A 15,820-nucleotide genomic window follows, 5' to 3' on the forward strand; every position below is an offset into this window, starting at 1 on the left:
CTCAAAGCTCCCTTGCCAGTTTGCGTTTTTCGTTCCAGGCCGTGGCACTGATGCTGACCAGGATAATGGCGCCGCTGAATACGGTGTGCCAGTAAGAGGAGACGCTGAGCAGCGTCAGACCATTTTGTAAGAAGGCGAGCAAGACAACGCCGAGCAGGGTTCCGGTCAACGTACCGCGCCCGCCGCTCATGCTGGTTCCGCCGAGTACGACCGCCGCCAGCACCGTCAGCTCAAAGCCGAGCAGCGAATTGGGTGCAACTGACTGGGTGATTTGCGCCTGAACCACGGCCGCAACACCTGCCAGAATGCCCATATAGCCATACACGTAGAAATGCAGCTTCAGCAGATTCAGCCCCAGGCGTGAGGCCGCGTCGCGGTTGCCGCCCATGGCGTAAACCTGACGGCCAAGACGGGTATAGTTCATCAGCACAGCGGTAAAGATGATCACCGCCGCCAGGCACAGCAGGGGCAGGGTCAGGCCGTAGTCGTAGCCATCTGCCGCGGTGAAGGAGAACCAGTTAATGCCGTTCATAAACCAGTCAGGGAAACCGTACAGCCAGGTGCCTTTGGTGGCGTAAACCAGAAGGCCGTAGTAGACGTTCAGCGTGGCGATGGTAATGATGATTGCCGGAACGCGCAGCCAGTAGACCAGGAAGCCATTAATCAGCCCAAGCAGCAGGCCCACCGCAATCGCAATGGTTAATGCCAGTGCGAAGTTGCCGCCGTGGCCGATCACCCAACTGGCCATCGCATACTGGGCAATCGCGGTCATCGCCGGAAATGAGATATCGATCCCGCCGGAAATCAGCACCACAAACAGCCCACAGGCAAGGATGCCGAGAATCGCGTAGCTGGTGGCCACATCCGTCAGGTTCCCCAAAGACAAGAACTCGTCGGTGCTGATGCTCAGCCCAACCGCCAGCGCCACGACCAGCAGGCCCAGCCAGAATTCATGTTGCCCGATTAAACGGGACAGATGCATCTTATTCATTGATTACCTCGACCACTTCAGCAATCTCCTCTTCACGGCAGTGATGAGGATTAAATTCCGCCACCAGCCTGCCGCGACGCATCACCAGCACGCGGTGGCTGTTGTAATACGCTTCCGGGATTTCATCGCAAATCATCAGCACCGCCATACCTTGTTCCGCTAAATCGCGGGCTATCTGGTAAATGCCCTCTTTGTTGGCGATATCCACGCCTACGGTAGGCGAGTCGAGGATCAGAATGCGGGGATTGGTCGCCACCCATTTGGCAATGGCGATGCGCTGGGCATTCCCGCCGGAAAGCGTTTTGACCGGCAGGTGCGGATCGGACACCTTGATATTTAGCTCGCGGATCAAATCGGCGACCAGCTTTTGCGCTTTACGATGATCGAGCAAGCCGCTACCGGTGTGCAGTTGATCAAACACCGTGACGATGGTGTTGTCGTAAATCGACTGCTCCATGATCAGCCCCTGCGTCAGGCGATCTTCTGAGACATAGCCGATCCCGTGCTTAATGGCGTCGTGGTTATTACGAAGCGTGACCGGCTGACCGTTAATACGCATCTCGCCGCTTTCCGGGTGTGTCATGCCAAACAGGCTCAAACAAAGCTCGGTACGCCCGGCGCCCAACAGGCCGACAATTGAGACAATCTCGCCGCCGTGTAGCGACAGATTAATGTTCTGGTATTTGCCTCTGCGGCTGAGGTTGCGCAGCTCCAGCAGGGGCTCTCGATCGTCGAATGATTTCTCCGGCAGCGGGCTGTAGTGGAAGCGTTGTCCGGTCATCAGGAAAGCCAGCTCGTGACTGTCCAGTTCGCTGGCAGGATATGTGCCCACCAGTTTGCCGTCGCGCATCACGCTGATGCGGTCTGCCACTTCCATCACTTCATCCAGACGATGGCTGACAAACACCACGCAAATGCCGGCCGCTTTCAGTTCGTTAACCACCTTCAGCAGGCCATTGACCTCCTGACGGGTTAGCGATGCGGTGGGTTCATCCATAATCACCAGACGCGCATCGGCGGCAATCGCCCGGCAAATGGCGACCAGCTGTCGATCAGCAATCGAGAGTTTTTCTACTTTTTTATCGGGATCGATATTCACCCCGATACGTTTCATGGCGGCCAGCGCCTGCTGTTTCATAGCACCACGCCGTACCCAGATATCACCGCCGGGCAGATAGCGGTTAACCGCAATATTTTCTGCGACGCTAAAGTTGGGGAACAACGACAGGTCCTGGTAGATAACCTGAATGCCATAATGGGAAGAGAGCTGCGGCGTCAGGTGATGGAACAATTTTCCGTCGAGTAAAATCTGCGCGCCTTTTTCCGGGTGATAAACCCCGGAGATCACTTTAATAATGGTGCTTTTACCACAGCCGTTTTGACCCGCCAGACAGTGAACTTCGCCTTTTCTCAGCGTCAGATTCACGTTATCCAGCGCCAGCACGCCCGGGAATTGTTTGCTGATATTCTCAAGAGTGATAAATGCGGTGGTGTCTGTCATGGACAATACCCCTGCGAGCGCCCTGACGGACGCTGAGTGTTAAGTTTGGTTGATAGCGCCGACCAGACGGTCGGCGTTATGGTTTCCCTGGTGTTGGCAAAAGCCTTAGAAACCGAGTGATTGTGCGTTGTCTTTGGTGACTTCGAGGATCTTGTTAAAGCGGATCACTTTCTTCTCCGTGTCGATATCGGCTTTCCCTAAACCGTCGATACTCAGATCTGCATTGACTTCTTTGCCCTGCAACAGCTGATCGGCAACCGTTACCAGCGCATAGCCCGCATCTTTTGGATCCCACAGCAGCGCTTTTTTGATATCACCGCGCATCAGGTAAGGCGCAGCCTGTGCTGGCATGGCGATCCCGACAACGGCGATCTTATCTTTGGCGCGTTTTTTCTGCACAGCCTGACCCGCACCAATTGGACCCAGTGAGCCGAAGCCGATAATGCCCTTCATCTGCGGATAGGTTTTCATCAGATCCAGCGTTGTGGCGTAGGATTTATCGATGCTTTCCGCGACCGGCAGGCGTGAAGTGACCTCGAACATTTCCGGATATTTTTCTTTCTGGTACTTAATTGCATAATCCGCCCACGCGTTATGCAGTGGGACCGTCAGCGAACCAACATAGATTGCATACCCGCCTTTACCGCCCATGTTTTTCGCTAACTCATCGACGTTGGCCTGCGCGTATTTTTCACTGTCGATGGTTTCGATATCCCACTGACCGATTTGCTCGTCCGGGGATTCGTGCGTCAGGACCACAATGCCTTTATCGCGCGCTTTTTTCAGTACTGGCTCAAGAACCTTGGCATCGTTTGGTACCACGATGATCGCGTTGACGTTTTTGGCGATCAGATCCTCAATCACTTTGACCTGCTGTGCCGGGTCCGGCGTAGACGGACCGGTCTGGTAAGCGTTCACATCCAGTTTTTTTGCTGCTTCGTTAACACCGGTTTCCATGCGGTTAAACCAGGGAATACCGGTGACTTTGGCAACCACAGCAATTTCATATTTTTCCGCCGCAAAGGACGTGCCGGACAACATGCATGCAGAAACCAGGGTTGCACTGAGTAATGCGAGTTTGAATTTCATAGTTGTACCTTTCGTAGGGGGCAGGACATGTCACGGCGTGAAGTTAACAACGAATGGAAGAGGGAATGAATCATAAGTTTGGAGAATGTGATGTACGCCCATTATTGTGAATTTATGGAAATAAAATAGTTAAAAATTAGTTAAATTTACATGTTTTTAGATTCAAGCGTTCAAATTAATTGTTAATAAAACATTAAAATGAAACTATTAACTAACATATTATTATCATTTGACTTAAGATTTGACGCCGAAAAGGTGTTTGGGTGGAATTTCCCGAAGAAGAAATTATCGAAATTGAGAACTGAATCGATACCGGAAAAGGGTGCTCAACTTTTTTCGTTCAATGGTATCCTCGGCACACTTGCGCCAAATACGGCATCATTATTTGTGGCGGTGTTGATTTTTAACGTGGAGAACTCATGCAAGGCGTTAAACGTATCATTATGACGTTGTTTCTCGCTGTCCTGTCTTTTGGCACAGGTGCGCATCCCCACAGCTTTATTCATCTGAAAACCGAAGTTGTGAGCGAAAATGATCGGTTCGTCGCGCTAAAAATGCGCTGGACGATGGATGAAATCACGTCGGCGGATCTGCTTTACGACGCGGGGAATGCTAAACCTGGCGATGAAATTTGGAAAAAACTGGCGGCGGAAGTGATGGCCAACGTTCTCGGGCAGCACTATTTCACCGAAGTATGGCACGATGGGAAAAAGGTAAAGTTTAAAAACAGACCGACGGAATATGGCATGGAGCGTGAAGAACACCAGGCGGTGCTGACGTTCGTTCTGCCGCTGGCCGAAGCTCAACCACTGAGCGGTCAAAAATATACTATTTCAACCTTCGATCCGACCTACTACGTCGATATGAGCTATGACAAAGACAGCGACGCCCGGCTTTCGCAGACCATAAGCCAGCAATGCCATATTTCAATGCATACGCCGACGCCGAATGAACACATGCTGAGTTTTGCGCAGTCTCTGGATAAAGAAGACGCACCGCCGGAGGATATGGAGTTGGGTAAACAGTTTGCACAGACGGTGACGCTGCAATGTCAGTAGTTTATCAACAACGCGCAGCCAGACGCCGCTGGCTCACGCTATGGCCGCTGGCGGTCTTTTTGTTGTTGGCGACAGGCGGGGTGTTGTGGTTATGGCAGGCCTGGCCGCAGGTGATGATGCAAAGTGTCGTCTGGCAGCGAGGCGTTAACCAGCAGATGAGCGGGTTGCTGAAAGCGGTTGCCGCGAACCCCACACGTGCGGGCGGATCTCTGCTGTTGTTTAGCTTTATATATGGGGTATTGCACGCATTGGGGCCGGGGCACGGCAAAATCGTCATCACGACCTGGCTGGCGACGCATCCGTCGAAGCTCAAGTCGAGCATCGGGCTGACGCTGGCGTCTTCCCTATTACAGGGGCTGGTGGCAATAGGGCTGGTGGTTGTGGTGCTCACGGTACTGCAACTGCCTGCCCGACAGCTGCATATGAGCAGTTTCTGGCTGGAGAAGGGAAGTTATGCGCTGGTTGGCATGTTGGGTGTTTTATTGTGTGTCCGTGCGCTAAAGAAATTGCGCCAGCTGCTGATGCGCCCGAAATTCACCGCCTTTACGCCGCACCATGTGCATCACGAGGGCTGCGGCTGCGGGCATCAGCATTTGCCCAACCCGGAACAACTGCAAAGCGGTGATGACTGGCGCGCCCGGTTGATGATTATTCTCTCTATGGGCATGCGCCCATGCTCTGGCGCAATTATGGTGCTGCTGTTCAGTAAAGTGGTTGGCGTCTTTAGCTGGGGTATGGCGTCGGCGCTGGCGATGGCGGCAGGAACCTCTTTAACGATTACGTCACTGGCTCTGCTGGTACACAGTTTTCGCTCGCTGGCGGTGAGAATTAGCGGACACAAAGCGCCGGTGCTGTGGCGGCAAATCGGATGGACGACGCTGGCGTTAGCCGGTGGTGCAGTGCTTATTGCTGCTGCGGTAGTGATGTGGATGAGCGCGGTGCCGGTGGGGCGGGGGATAAGACCGTTTTAGCACTGTTGTAGGATGAATGCCTGATGGCGCCTCGCTTATCAGGCCTACGGGGAACGCCCCTGGTAGGCCGGATAAGGCGCTAGCCGCCATCCGGCATCAAACGATTAGCGTTTCAGCGCGTCGCTCAGTTCATCACGCATGTTCGCCAGCATGGCTTTAACAACGCGCGGGTTACCTGCAACGATGTTGCCGGTTGCCAGGTAGTTATGACCACCGGTGAAGTCGCAAACCAGTGCGCCAGCTTCACGCGCAATCAGCTCACCTGCGGCGAAATCCCATGGTTTCAGACCGATTTCGAAGTAACCGTCAACGCGCGCAGCGGCAACGTAAGCCAGATCCAGCGCAGCAGAACCTGTGCGGCGGAAGTCAGCGCACTCGGTAAACATTTTGCCAAGAATTTTCATGTAAGAAGCGGCGTGCTGCTTCGCTTTGAACGGGAAACCGGTGGCGATGATGGTGCCGTCCAGATCGCGGGCGGTGCTGCCACGCAGACGATAGCCGTTCAGCTGTGCGCCCTGGCCGCGAGTGGCGGTGAACAGTTCGTTACGCATCGGATCGTAAACAACGGCAACTTCAGTACGGCCTTTAATGCGTACTGCGATAGATACCGCGAAGTGCGGCAGACGTTTTACGAAGTTGGTAGTGCCATCCAGTGGATCGATAACCCATTGAACATCCTGATCTTCACCTGCGTGCTCACCGCTTTCTTCGGTGATGATGGTGTGCTGTGGGTAAGATTTGCGAATAGTTTCGATAATAATCGCTTCGGCGGCTTTATCGACGTTAGTCACGAAATCATTGCTGCCTTTCTGGCTGGTTTCTACAGAGTCTGGGGTTTCGTAGTGTTTGGCAATTACATTACCCGCCTTGCGCGCTGCGCGCACGGCGATGGTCAGCATCGGATGCATCGGTCTCTCTCACTGGATGTTAAAGAACGGGAAAACGGCGCAGAGTATAGCAGCGAGTTCGGAATATGTCTTCGTTTTATGATAATATGCCCGAATAATCTTTAGCCGAAGAAATACAATGCTGCAAAATATTCGAATCGTGCTGGTGGAAACCTCTCACACTGGCAACATGGGCTCTGTAGCCCGCGCAATGAAAACCATGGGTTTAACCAATCTGTGGCTGGTAAATCCACTGGTTAAACCGGACTCTCAGGCCATCGCTCTGGCGGCAGGTGCCAGTGATGTAATCGGCAGCGCGCAGATCGTCGATACTCTTGATGAAGCGCTGGCAGGTTGCAGCCTGGTGGTAGGCACCAGCGCGCGCTCCCGTACGCTGCCGTGGCCGATGCTGGATCCGCGCGAATGCGGTTTAAAAAGCGTCTCTGAAGCGACGAATTCGCCGGTGGCGCTGGTGTTTGGTCGTGAACGCGTTGGTCTGACGAATGAAGAACTGCAGAAGTGCCATTACCACGTCGCTATTGCTGCGAACCCGGAATACAGTTCGCTGAACCTGGCGATGGCGGTGCAGGTCATCTCTTATGAAGTGCGCATGGCCTGGCTGGCGACGCAGGAAAGCGAGAAGACCGCAGAATACGAAGAAGCTGAGTACCCGCTGGTCGATGATTTAGAGCGTTTTTACGGTCATCTGGAACAAACGCTTCTGTCGACTGGGTTTATCCGCGAAGGGCATCCGGGACAGGTGATGAACAAGCTGCGCCGTCTGTTTACGCGCGCGCGTCCGGAGAGCCAGGAACTGAACATTTTGCGCGGGATTTTAGCGTCGATTGAGCAACAAAATAAAGGCAAGTAAACGTAACGCCTCCGGCAAGTAAAAATGGCACTGAAGGTTAAATACCTGACTAAATTAGTCAAGTAAATAGTTGACTGATTTAGTCGGGAATGTCAGACTTGCCCCTGCTATGCAATACCCCCATTTTACAATAAAAAACCCCGGGCAGGGGCGAGTTTGAGGCTAAGTAAGACATGAGACTGACATCAAAAGGGCGTTATGCCGTGACCGCAATGTTGGACGTTGCGCTCAACTCCGAAACGGGCCCGGTACCGTTGGCTGATATTTCTGAACGTCAGGGAATTTCCCTGTCATATCTGGAGCAGCTGTTTTCCCGTTTGCGTAAAAACGGTCTGGTTTCCAGCGTACGTGGACCAGGCGGCGGGTATCTGCTGGGTAAAGATGCCGGCAGCATCGCAGTAGGTGAAGTAATCAGCGCTGTGGACGAGTCTGTAGATGCGACCCGTTGCCAGGGTAAAGGCGGTTGTCAGGGCGGCGATAAATGCCTGACCCATGCGCTGTGGCGCGATCTGAGCGATCGTCTGACCGGTTTCCTCAACAACATTACGTTGGGCGAACTGGTAAATAATCAGGAAGTTCTGGATGTGTCTGGTCGCCAGCATACCCATGACGCTCCACGCACTAATCGTGCTCAAGACGCGATCGACGTTAAGTTACGCGCATAATAAAAGTATTTTAGAATCAGGCCGGGGTGTTACACACCCCGTTAACACGGTCGTACATCCAGCCGGTTGCCTGATTCCTTGCATTGAAGCGATGTACGGAGTTTATAGAGCAATGAAATTACCGATCTATCTCGACTACTCCGCAACCACGCCGGTGGACCCGCGTGTTGCCGAGAAAATGATGCAGTGTCTGACCCTGGACGGAAACTTTGGTAACCCAGCGTCTCGTTCACACCGTTTCGGCTGGCAGGCTGAAGAGGCGGTAGATATCGCCCGTAACCAGATTGCTGACCTCGTGGGCGCTGACCCGCGTGAAATCGTCTTTACTTCCGGTGCGACTGAATCCGATAACCTGGCGATTAAAGGTGCAGCCAACTTTTATCAGAAAAAAGGCAAGCACATCATCACCAGCAAAACCGAACACAAAGCCGTGCTGGACACCTGTCGTCAGCTGGAGCGCGAAGGGTTTGAAGTCACCTACCTCGCCCCGCAGCGTAACGGCATTATCGACCTGAAAGAACTTGAAGCGGCAATGCGTGACGACACTATTCTCGTGTCCATCATGCACGTGAATAACGAAATCGGCGTGGTGCAGGATATCGCGACTATCGGCGAAATGTGCCGTGCGCGCGGCATCATCTATCACGTTGATGCGACCCAGAGCGTGGGCAAACTGCCTATCGATCTGAGCCAACTGAAAGTTGACCTGATGTCCTTCTCCGGCCACAAAATCTATGGTCCGAAAGGTATTGGTGCGCTGTACGTGCGTCGTAAACCGCGTATTCGTATTGAAGCGCAGATGCACGGCGGCGGTCACGAGCGCGGTATGCGTTCCGGTACGCTGCCTGTGCACCAGATCGTCGGCATGGGTGAAGCTTACCGTATCGCTAAAGAAGAGATGGAAACCGAGATGGCGCGCCTGCGCAGCTTGCGTAACCGTCTGTGGGACGGCGTGAAAGATATGGAAGAAGTGTATCTTAACGGCGATCTCGAGCAGGGCGCACCGAACATTCTCAACGTCAGCTTCAACTTTGTTGAAGGCGAGTCGCTGATTATGGCGCTGAAAGATCTGGCTGTATCCTCCGGTTCTGCATGTACTTCTGCAAGCCTGGAGCCATCCTACGTGCTGCGTGCGCTGGGGATGACCGACGAGCTGGCACACAGCTCAATTCGTTTCTCTTTAGGTCGTTTCACTACCGAAGAAGAGATTGACTACGCCATCAATCTGGTTCGCAACTCCATCGGCCGCCTGCGTGACCTTTCTCCACTGTGGGAAATGTTCAAACAGGGCGTGGATCTGAACAGCATTGAATGGTCACATCACTAATCGGTACCGATAAGGAGAATTCAGCATGGCTTACAGCGAAAAAGTAATCGATCATTACGAGAATCCACGTAACGTGGGTTCTTTTGACAACAGCGACGAGAACGTGGGCAGCGGCATGGTGGGTGCACCAGCCTGTGGCGACGTGATGAAGTTGCAGATCAAAGTCAACAATGAGGGTATCATTGAAGACGCGCGTTTCAAGACTTACGGCTGCGGTTCCGCTATTGCTTCCAGCTCTCTGGTTACCGAATGGGTAAAAGGGAAATCTCTGGACGAAGCACAGGCGATTAAAAACACCGATATCGCCGACGAGCTTGAACTGCCACCGGTGAAAATTCACTGCTCTATTCTGGCTGAAGACGCAATTAAAGCCGCGATTGCGGATTACAAAAGCAAACGTGAAGCAAAATAATTAAGAGTTGAGGTTTTATTATGTCGATTACCTTAAGCGACAGTGCAGCAGCGCGTGTAAATACCTTCCTGGCAAACCGCGGTAAAGGGTTTGGTCTGCGTCTGGGCGTGAGAACCTCCGGCTGCTCAGGTATGGCCTATGTACTGGAATTTGTTGACGAGCCGGCGGCTGAAGATACCGTGTTTGAAGACAAAGGCGTAAAAGTTGTGGTCGACGGTAAGAGCCTGCAATTCCTCGACGGTACGCAGTTAGACTTCGTCAAAGAAGGTCTGAACGAAGGGTTTAAGTTCACTAACCCGAACGTGAAAGACGAATGTGGATGCGGCGAAAGCTTCCACGTGTAACGCGCTTACTGATAACCCCACCGTGGTCGCCTGCGCGTGGGGTTTGTTTTACCTGACTCTCTGGTTTTGCTCCCGTGAACAACAGAGAATCGATGCCCTGAGAATGTTATGGACTACTTCACCCTCTTTGGCTTGCCGGCCCGTTATCAGCTCGATACTCAGGCGCTGAGCCTACGTTTTCAGGATCTACAACGTCAGTATCATCCTGATAAATTTGCCAGTGGTTCCCAGGCGGAACAACTTGCTGCGGTTTCGCAGTCCGCCACGATCAACCAGGCCTGGCAAACGCTGCGTCATCCTTTGATGCGCGCCGAATACTTATTGTCTTTACACGGCTTTGATATCCGTAGCGAGCAGCACACGGTGCGCGATACCGCGTTCCTGATGGAACAACTGGAGCTGCGGGAAGAGCTGGACGAAATTGAACAGGCAAAAGACAGTCAACGTTTAGATGCGTTTATGCAGCGCGTCAGCGAAATGTATAACGTTCGTCATCAACTGATGGTGGAACAGCTGGATAGCGAGACGTGGGACGCGGCGGCAGATACCGTGCGTAAGCTGCGTTTTCTCGATAAACTGCGAAGCAGTGCAGAACAACTCGAAGAAAAACTGCTCGATTTTTAATTTCCGGAAGCGAAAATGGCCTTATTACAAATTAGTGAGCCTGGTCTGAGCGCCGCGCCGCACCAGCGTCGTCTGGCGGTAGGTATCGATTTAGGCACCACCAACTCCCTGGTTGCGACCGTACGCAGCGGCCAGGCCGAAACGCTGGCAGATCATGAAGGTCGCCACCTGTTGCCGTCAGTGGTTCACTATCAGCAGCAGGGTTATTCTGTCGGTTACGATGCCCGCGCCAATGCTGCGCTGGATACGGCAAACACCGTCAGTTCGGTAAAACGCATGATGGGCCGCTCTCTGGCGGATATCCAGGCGCGTTACCCGCATCTGCCATATACGTTCCAGGCAAGCGAAAACGGCTTGCCGATGATTGAAACCGCTGCCGGATTGCTTAATCCGGTGCGCGTCTCCGCTGATATTCTGAAAGCGCTGGCCGCGCGGGCAACCGAATCACTGTCCGGCGAACTGGACGGCGTGGTGATCACCGTTCCGGCTTACTTTGACGATGCACAGCGTCAGGGGACCAAAGACGCCGCGCGTCTGGCGGGCCTGCACGTATTACGTCTGCTGAACGAACCGACCGCAGCTGCGATTGCCTATGGTCTGGACTCCGGTCAGGAAGGCGTGATTGCGGTCTACGATCTTGGCGGCGGTACTTTTGATATTTCTATTCTGCGCCTGAGTCGCGGCGTATTCGAAGTGCTGGCGACCGGCGGTGATTCCGCGCTCGGCGGCGACGACTTTGACCATCTGCTGGCGGATTACATTCGCGAGCAGGCGGGTGTTGCCGATCGCAGTGATAACCGCGTACAGCGCGAACTGCTGGATGCCGCTATTGCAGCGAAAATCGCGCTTAGCGATACCGATTCTGTAACGGTTAACGTGGCGGGATGGCAGGGTGAAATCACCCGTGAAACCTTTAATGGACTCATTTCCGCACTGGTCAAGCGTACGCTGCTGGCCTGCCGTCGCGCGCTGAAAGATGCGGGCGTGGAGCCGCAGGATGTGCTGGAAGTGGTGATGGTCGGTGGTTCAACGCGCGTGCCATTGGTGCGTGAACGCGTTGGTGAATTTTTTGGCCGTACGCCGCTGACTTCTATCGACCCGGACAAAGTGGTCGCCATTGGTGCGGCAATTCAGGCGGATATTCTGGTCGGGAACAAACCAGACAGCGAAATGCTGCTGTTGGACGTTATCCCGCTGTCGCTCGGTCTTGAAACTATGGGCGGTCTGGTGGAGAAAGTGATCCCACGTAACACCACTATCCCGGTGGCGCGCGCGCAGGATTTCACCACCTTTAAAGATGGCCAAACCGCGATGTCCATTCACGTGATGCAAGGCGAGCGTGAGCTGGTACAGGACTGCCGTTCACTGGCGCGTTTTGCGCTGCGCGGCATCCCGGCATTGCCAGCTGGCGGCGCACACATCCGCGTGACCTTCCAGGTGGACGCCGATGGTCTGCTGAGCGTCACCGCCATGGAAAAATCTACCGGCGTTGAGTCCTCAATTCAGGTTAAACCGTCCTACGGTCTGACCGACAGTGAAATCGCCTCCATGATTCAGGATTCGATGAGTTTTGCCGAGCAGGACGTTAAAGCCCGTTGGCTTGCAGAACAGAAAGTCGAAGCGGCACGCGTACTGGAAAGTTTATCCGGTGCGCTGAACGCTGATGCCGCGCTGTTAAGCGCCGCAGAACGTCAGGTTATCGACACCGCCGCCGCGCACTTGAGCGAGGTTGCACAGGGTGACGATGTTGACGCGATAGAACAAGCCATTAAAAACGTAGACAAACAAACCCAGGAATTCGCTGCTCGCCGCATGGACAAATCCGTCCGTAGCGCGCTGAAAGGCCATTCCGTGGACGAGGTTTAATATGCCAAAGATTGTTATTTTGCCTCATCAGGATCTCTGTCCCGATGGCGCAGTTCTGGAAGCTGAGACCGGCGAAACCATTCTTGATGTTGCCCTGCGTAACGGTATCGAGATTGAACACGCCTGTGAAAAATCCTGTGCCTGCACAACCTGCCACTGCATCGTACGTGAAGGTTTTGATTCTTTGCCGGAAAGCACAGAAGAAGAAGACGACATGCTGGATAAAGCCTGGGGACTGGAGCCGGAGAGCCGTTTAAGCTGTCAGGCACGTGTCACCGAGGACGATTTAGTGGTCGAAATCCCACGTTACACAATCAATCATGCACGTGAGCATTAACAGAGGGTAGTATGGGACTGAAGTGGACCGATAGCCGTGAAATCGGCGAAGCGCTGTACGACGCGTTCCCCGATCTCGACCCCAAGACCGTTCGTTTCACCGATCTGCACCAGTGGATCTGTGACCTGGAAGAGTTCGATGATGATCCACAGGCATCGAACGAAAAAATCCTTGAGGCCATTTTGCTGGTCTGGCTGGACGAAGCCGAATAAGTCAACGGGCTGCCCACGGGCGGCCCGTTTTCCTGTATGCGCGAAAATAAGGATAAATAAAATGACAGAAGCCATGAAAATTACGCTTTCCACGCAACCCGCCGATGCCCGCTGGGGTGAAAAGGCGACATACAGCATTAATAATGACGGTATTACCCTGCACCTGAACGGGAAAGATGACCTCGGCCTTATCCAGCGCGCCGCCCGTAAAATTGACGGCCTGGGTATTAAACATGTCCAACTGGACGGTGAAGGCTGGGATACCGAACGTAGCTGGGCGTTCTGGCAGGGCTACAAAGGACCAAAAGGCACCCGCAAAGTTGAGTGGGCCGCTCTGGATGAGGCGCAGCGCAAAGAGCTGGATAACCGCCTGAAAATTATTGACTGGGTGCGCGATACCATTAACGCCCCGGCAGAAGAGCTGGGCCCGGAACAGCTGGCGCAACGCGCAGTAGACCTGCTGTGCTCTGTTGCCTGCGATAACGTCTCTTACCGGATCACTAAAGGCGAAGATCTGCGCGAGCAGAACTACATGGGATTGCATACCGTAGGTCGTGGATCTGAACGTCCGCCAGTATTGCTGGCGCTGGACTTCAACCCGACCGGGGATAAAGAAGCCCCGGTTTATGCCTGTCTGGTTGGCAAGGGAATTACCTTTGATTCCGGCGGATACAGCATCAAGCAAAGCGCATTTATGGACTCGATGAAGTCTGATATGGGCGGTGCGGCCACGGTGACCGGCGCGCTGGCGTTCGCCATCACCCGTGGTCTGAACAAGCGCGTTAAGCTGTATCTGTGCTGCGCGGATAACCTGATCAGCGGCAACGCCTTTAAGCTCGGCGATATTATTCACTATCGCAACGGTAAAAAAGTTGAAGTGATGAATACCGATGCCGAAGGACGTCTGGTACTGGCCGATGGCCTGATTGACGCCAGCGCGCAAAAACCAGAATTGATCATTGATGCTGCCACGTTGACTGGCGCGGCGAAAACGGCACTGGGCAACGATTACCACGCGCTGTTTAGCTTTGACGATCAACTGGCTACCCGTCTGCTGGCAAGTGCGGCGCAAGAAAACGAACCGTTCTGGCGTCTGCCGTTGGCAGAGTTCCACCGTAGCCAACTGCCGTCTAACTTTGCCGAGCTGAATAATACCGGCAGCGCGGCTTATCCGGCGGGTGCCAGCACTGCGGCGGGCTTCCTGTCCCATTTCGTGGAAAACTATCAGCAGGGCTGGCTGCACATCGACTGCTCTGCAACCTATCGCAAAGCGCCGGTTGAGCAGTGGTCTGCGGGCGCAACCGGTCTGGGTGTGCGCACGATTGCCAACCTGCTGACCGCGTAATTTATGACTGTATGGCCGGATAGCGTTTCGCGCATTCGGCCTACACGTACTCATCCAATTTGTGGTTCTTATGTCTGAAACAAAAAACGAATTAGAAACCCTGCTGGAGCAAGCGGCGACAGAGCCTGCGCATCGTCCGGCATTTTTCCGTACTTTACTGGAGTCTACCGTCTGGGTGCCGGGTACTGCCGCAGAAGGCGAGGCGGTGGTTGAAGACAGCGCCCTCGATCTTCAGCACTGGGAAAAAGAAGACGGCACCACCGTGATCCCGTTCTTCACCTCCCTGGAAGCTCTGCAGCAGGCGGTTGAAGATGAGCAGGCATTTGTCGTCATGCCGGTGCGTACATTGTTTGAAATGACGCTCGGCGAAACGCTGTTTCTCAACGCGAAACTGCCGACCGGCAAAGAATTTATGCCGCGTGAAATCAGCCTGCTGATGGGGGAAGAAGGGAATCCGCTCAGCACCCAGGAAGTACTGGAAGGCGGTGAATCGCTGATCCTCTCTGAAGTCGCTGAACCTCCGGCGCAGATGATTGACTCGCTGACTACGCTGTTTAAAACCATTAAGCCGGTAAAACGCGCGTTTCTCTGCTCGATCAAAGAAAGTCCGGATGCCCAACCCAACCTGCTGATTGGCATTGAAGCCGATGGCGATATTGAAGAGATTATTCATGCCACGGGGAGTGTTGCAACGGATACGTTACCGGGTGATGAACCGATTGATATCTGCCAGGTGGTGAAAGGTGAGAAAGGGGTCAGCCACTTTATTACCGAACACATCGCGCCTTTCTACGAGCGTCGCTGGGGCGGTTTCCTGCGGGATTTCAAGCAGAACAGGATTATCTGAGTAAAGGAAAGCCGCCCCGTAGGGCGGCTACCTGGCTTACTTGCCCTGGGCGCTGAGCGTCACGCATACAGAATTACCTGAGTAACTCCGATCACCGTGAAGACACAACGCGCCAGATACAACAAGCACGATACAGAAGTATCGTATTTTCATTGCGCGGTCCATGCGAAGACCGCATCACGACAGCACCACTGGCGATCATGCCGTGATAGCAAGCACTGAGGTGCGCCTGCGTATACGGCCATACAATGACCTTCCCTAAAGCCAGTGCCCGTTTGCGAGACAGCGGAAAGGGCCGCTCAGAATAATACATTAAATGTTGAATAGTTTCCCTGTTAATTAACTTGACTTTTATTCTCTTAAACCGGAATATTTAGCTCCTGAGGTGTGCCTGCGTTGCTATGGCAACACAGCCTGCTGGAAAGGCCGCGAACCGGACTGGCACAAAAAAACCGCTCATTTGAGCGGTTTTT

General features: G+C 53.7%; 18 protein-coding genes. 13 read left to right on the top strand and 5 right to left on the bottom strand.

What is annotated here, in order from left to right:
• Position 1 precedes the first annotated feature (1 nt).
• The 3 genes from FDX03_RS03680 to FDX03_RS03690 form a co-directional block, all read right to left on the bottom strand.
• On the bottom strand, positions 2-991 hold the full coding sequence (locus FDX03_RS03680; RefSeq protein ID WP_137345492.1) for an ABC transporter permease: 990 nt from the start codon (positions 989-991) through the stop codon (positions 2-4).
• Positions 984-2,492, bottom strand: coding sequence for a sugar ABC transporter ATP-binding protein (locus tag FDX03_RS03685; protein ID WP_110249053.1), 1,509 nt, complete (start codon positions 2,490-2,492; stop codon positions 984-986). Before FDX03_RS03685 ends, FDX03_RS03680 begins: the two co-directional genes overlap by 8 nt.
• A gap of 105 nt (positions 2,493-2,597) precedes the next feature.
• Positions 2,598-3,581, bottom strand: coding sequence for an autoinducer 2 ABC transporter substrate-binding protein (locus FDX03_RS03690; RefSeq protein WP_003037665.1), 984 nt, complete (start codon positions 3,579-3,581; stop codon positions 2,598-2,600).
• A 419-nt stretch (positions 3,582-4,000) separates the two neighbouring features.
• On the opposite strand from FDX03_RS03690, the gene FDX03_RS03695 reads away from it, so the two are divergent.
• A complete protein-coding gene (locus FDX03_RS03695) occupies positions 4,001-4,639 on the top strand; it encodes a DUF1007 family protein (RefSeq protein ID WP_048210918.1) in 639 nt (212 codons plus the stop codon).
• Positions 4,630-5,610 (top strand): nickel/cobalt transporter, encoded by a 981-nt coding sequence (locus FDX03_RS03700; protein ID WP_137345493.1) that lies wholly within the window; start codon positions 4,630-4,632, stop codon positions 5,608-5,610. The genes FDX03_RS03695 and FDX03_RS03700 overlap by 10 nt, the downstream gene beginning before the upstream one ends.
• Before the next feature lie 104 nt (positions 5,611-5,714).
• Here the strand turns inward: FDX03_RS03700 and suhB are convergent, their stop codons facing one another.
• On the bottom strand, positions 5,715-6,518 hold the full coding sequence (suhB, locus tag FDX03_RS03705; RefSeq protein WP_003037670.1) for an inositol-1-monophosphatase: 804 nt from the start codon (positions 6,516-6,518) through the stop codon (positions 5,715-5,717).
• A 118-nt stretch (positions 6,519-6,636) separates the two neighbouring features.
• Between suhB and trmJ the strand changes: the two genes are divergently transcribed.
• The 11 genes from trmJ (at position 6,637) to sseB (ending at position 15,347) form a co-directional block, all read left to right on the top strand.
• Positions 6,637-7,368, top strand: coding sequence for a tRNA (cytosine(32)/uridine(32)-2'-O)-methyltransferase TrmJ (gene trmJ / locus FDX03_RS03710; protein WP_003838431.1), 732 nt, complete (start codon positions 6,637-6,639; stop codon positions 7,366-7,368).
• A gap of 173 nt (positions 7,369-7,541) precedes the next feature.
• Positions 7,542-8,033, top strand: coding sequence for a Fe-S cluster assembly transcriptional regulator IscR (iscR, locus tag FDX03_RS03715; RefSeq protein ID WP_003037674.1), 492 nt, complete (start codon positions 7,542-7,544; stop codon positions 8,031-8,033).
• Between the two features lie 112 nt (positions 8,034-8,145).
• On the top strand, positions 8,146-9,360 hold the full coding sequence (iscS, locus tag FDX03_RS03720; protein WP_137345494.1) for a cysteine desulfurase: 1,215 nt from the start codon (positions 8,146-8,148) through the stop codon (positions 9,358-9,360).
• A 25-nt stretch (positions 9,361-9,385) separates the two neighbouring features.
• On the top strand, positions 9,386-9,772 hold the full coding sequence (gene iscU / locus FDX03_RS03725) for a Fe-S cluster assembly scaffold IscU (protein ID WP_002913991.1): 387 nt from the start codon (positions 9,386-9,388) through the stop codon (positions 9,770-9,772).
• A 20-nt stretch (positions 9,773-9,792) separates the two neighbouring features.
• Complete coding sequence (gene iscA / locus FDX03_RS03730; protein ID WP_003037681.1) at positions 9,793-10,116, top strand: iron-sulfur cluster assembly protein IscA; 324 nt, start codon at positions 9,793-9,795, stop codon at positions 10,114-10,116.
• Between the two features lie 108 nt (positions 10,117-10,224).
• Entirely contained in the window at positions 10,225-10,740 is a 516-nt protein-coding gene (hscB, locus tag FDX03_RS03740; protein ID WP_003838436.1) for a co-chaperone HscB, read from the top strand.
• A 15-nt stretch (positions 10,741-10,755) separates the two neighbouring features.
• Positions 10,756-12,606, top strand: coding sequence for a Fe-S protein assembly chaperone HscA (gene hscA / locus FDX03_RS03745; protein WP_137345495.1), 1,851 nt, complete (start codon positions 10,756-10,758; stop codon positions 12,604-12,606).
• Position 12,607: 1 nt separating this feature from the next.
• Entirely contained in the window at positions 12,608-12,943 is a 336-nt protein-coding gene (gene fdx, locus FDX03_RS03750) for an ISC system 2Fe-2S type ferredoxin (RefSeq protein ID WP_003037690.1), read from the top strand.
• 11 nt (positions 12,944-12,954) lie between these two features.
• Positions 12,955-13,155: a Fe-S cluster assembly protein IscX gene (gene iscX, locus FDX03_RS03755; RefSeq protein ID WP_003037694.1), complete on the top strand. Its 201-nt coding sequence runs from the start codon at positions 12,955-12,957 to the stop codon at positions 13,153-13,155.
• A 61-nt stretch (positions 13,156-13,216) separates the two neighbouring features.
• Complete coding sequence (pepB, locus tag FDX03_RS03760) at positions 13,217-14,500, top strand: aminopeptidase PepB (RefSeq protein WP_137345496.1); 1,284 nt, start codon at positions 13,217-13,219, stop codon at positions 14,498-14,500.
• A gap of 70 nt (positions 14,501-14,570) precedes the next feature.
• The gene (gene sseB / locus FDX03_RS03765; protein ID WP_005120414.1) at positions 14,571-15,347 is read left to right on the top strand and encodes an enhanced serine sensitivity protein SseB; all 777 of its coding nucleotides are present in this window, start codon (positions 14,571-14,573) and stop codon (positions 15,345-15,347) included.
• 36 nt (positions 15,348-15,383) lie between these two features.
• Here the strand turns inward: sseB and timP are convergent, their stop codons facing one another.
• Positions 15,384-15,512 carry a small toxic inner membrane protein TimP gene (gene timP / locus FDX03_RS22985; protein ID WP_326924143.1) on the bottom strand — a complete coding sequence of 43 codons (129 nt, stop codon included), beginning with the start codon at positions 15,510-15,512 and terminating at the stop codon, positions 15,384-15,386.
• Between the last annotated feature and the right edge of the window lie 308 nt (positions 15,513-15,820).

The organism is Citrobacter sp. wls827 (assembly GCF_005280875.1).
GTDB lineage: Bacteria > Pseudomonadota > Gammaproteobacteria > Enterobacterales > Enterobacteriaceae > Citrobacter > Citrobacter youngae.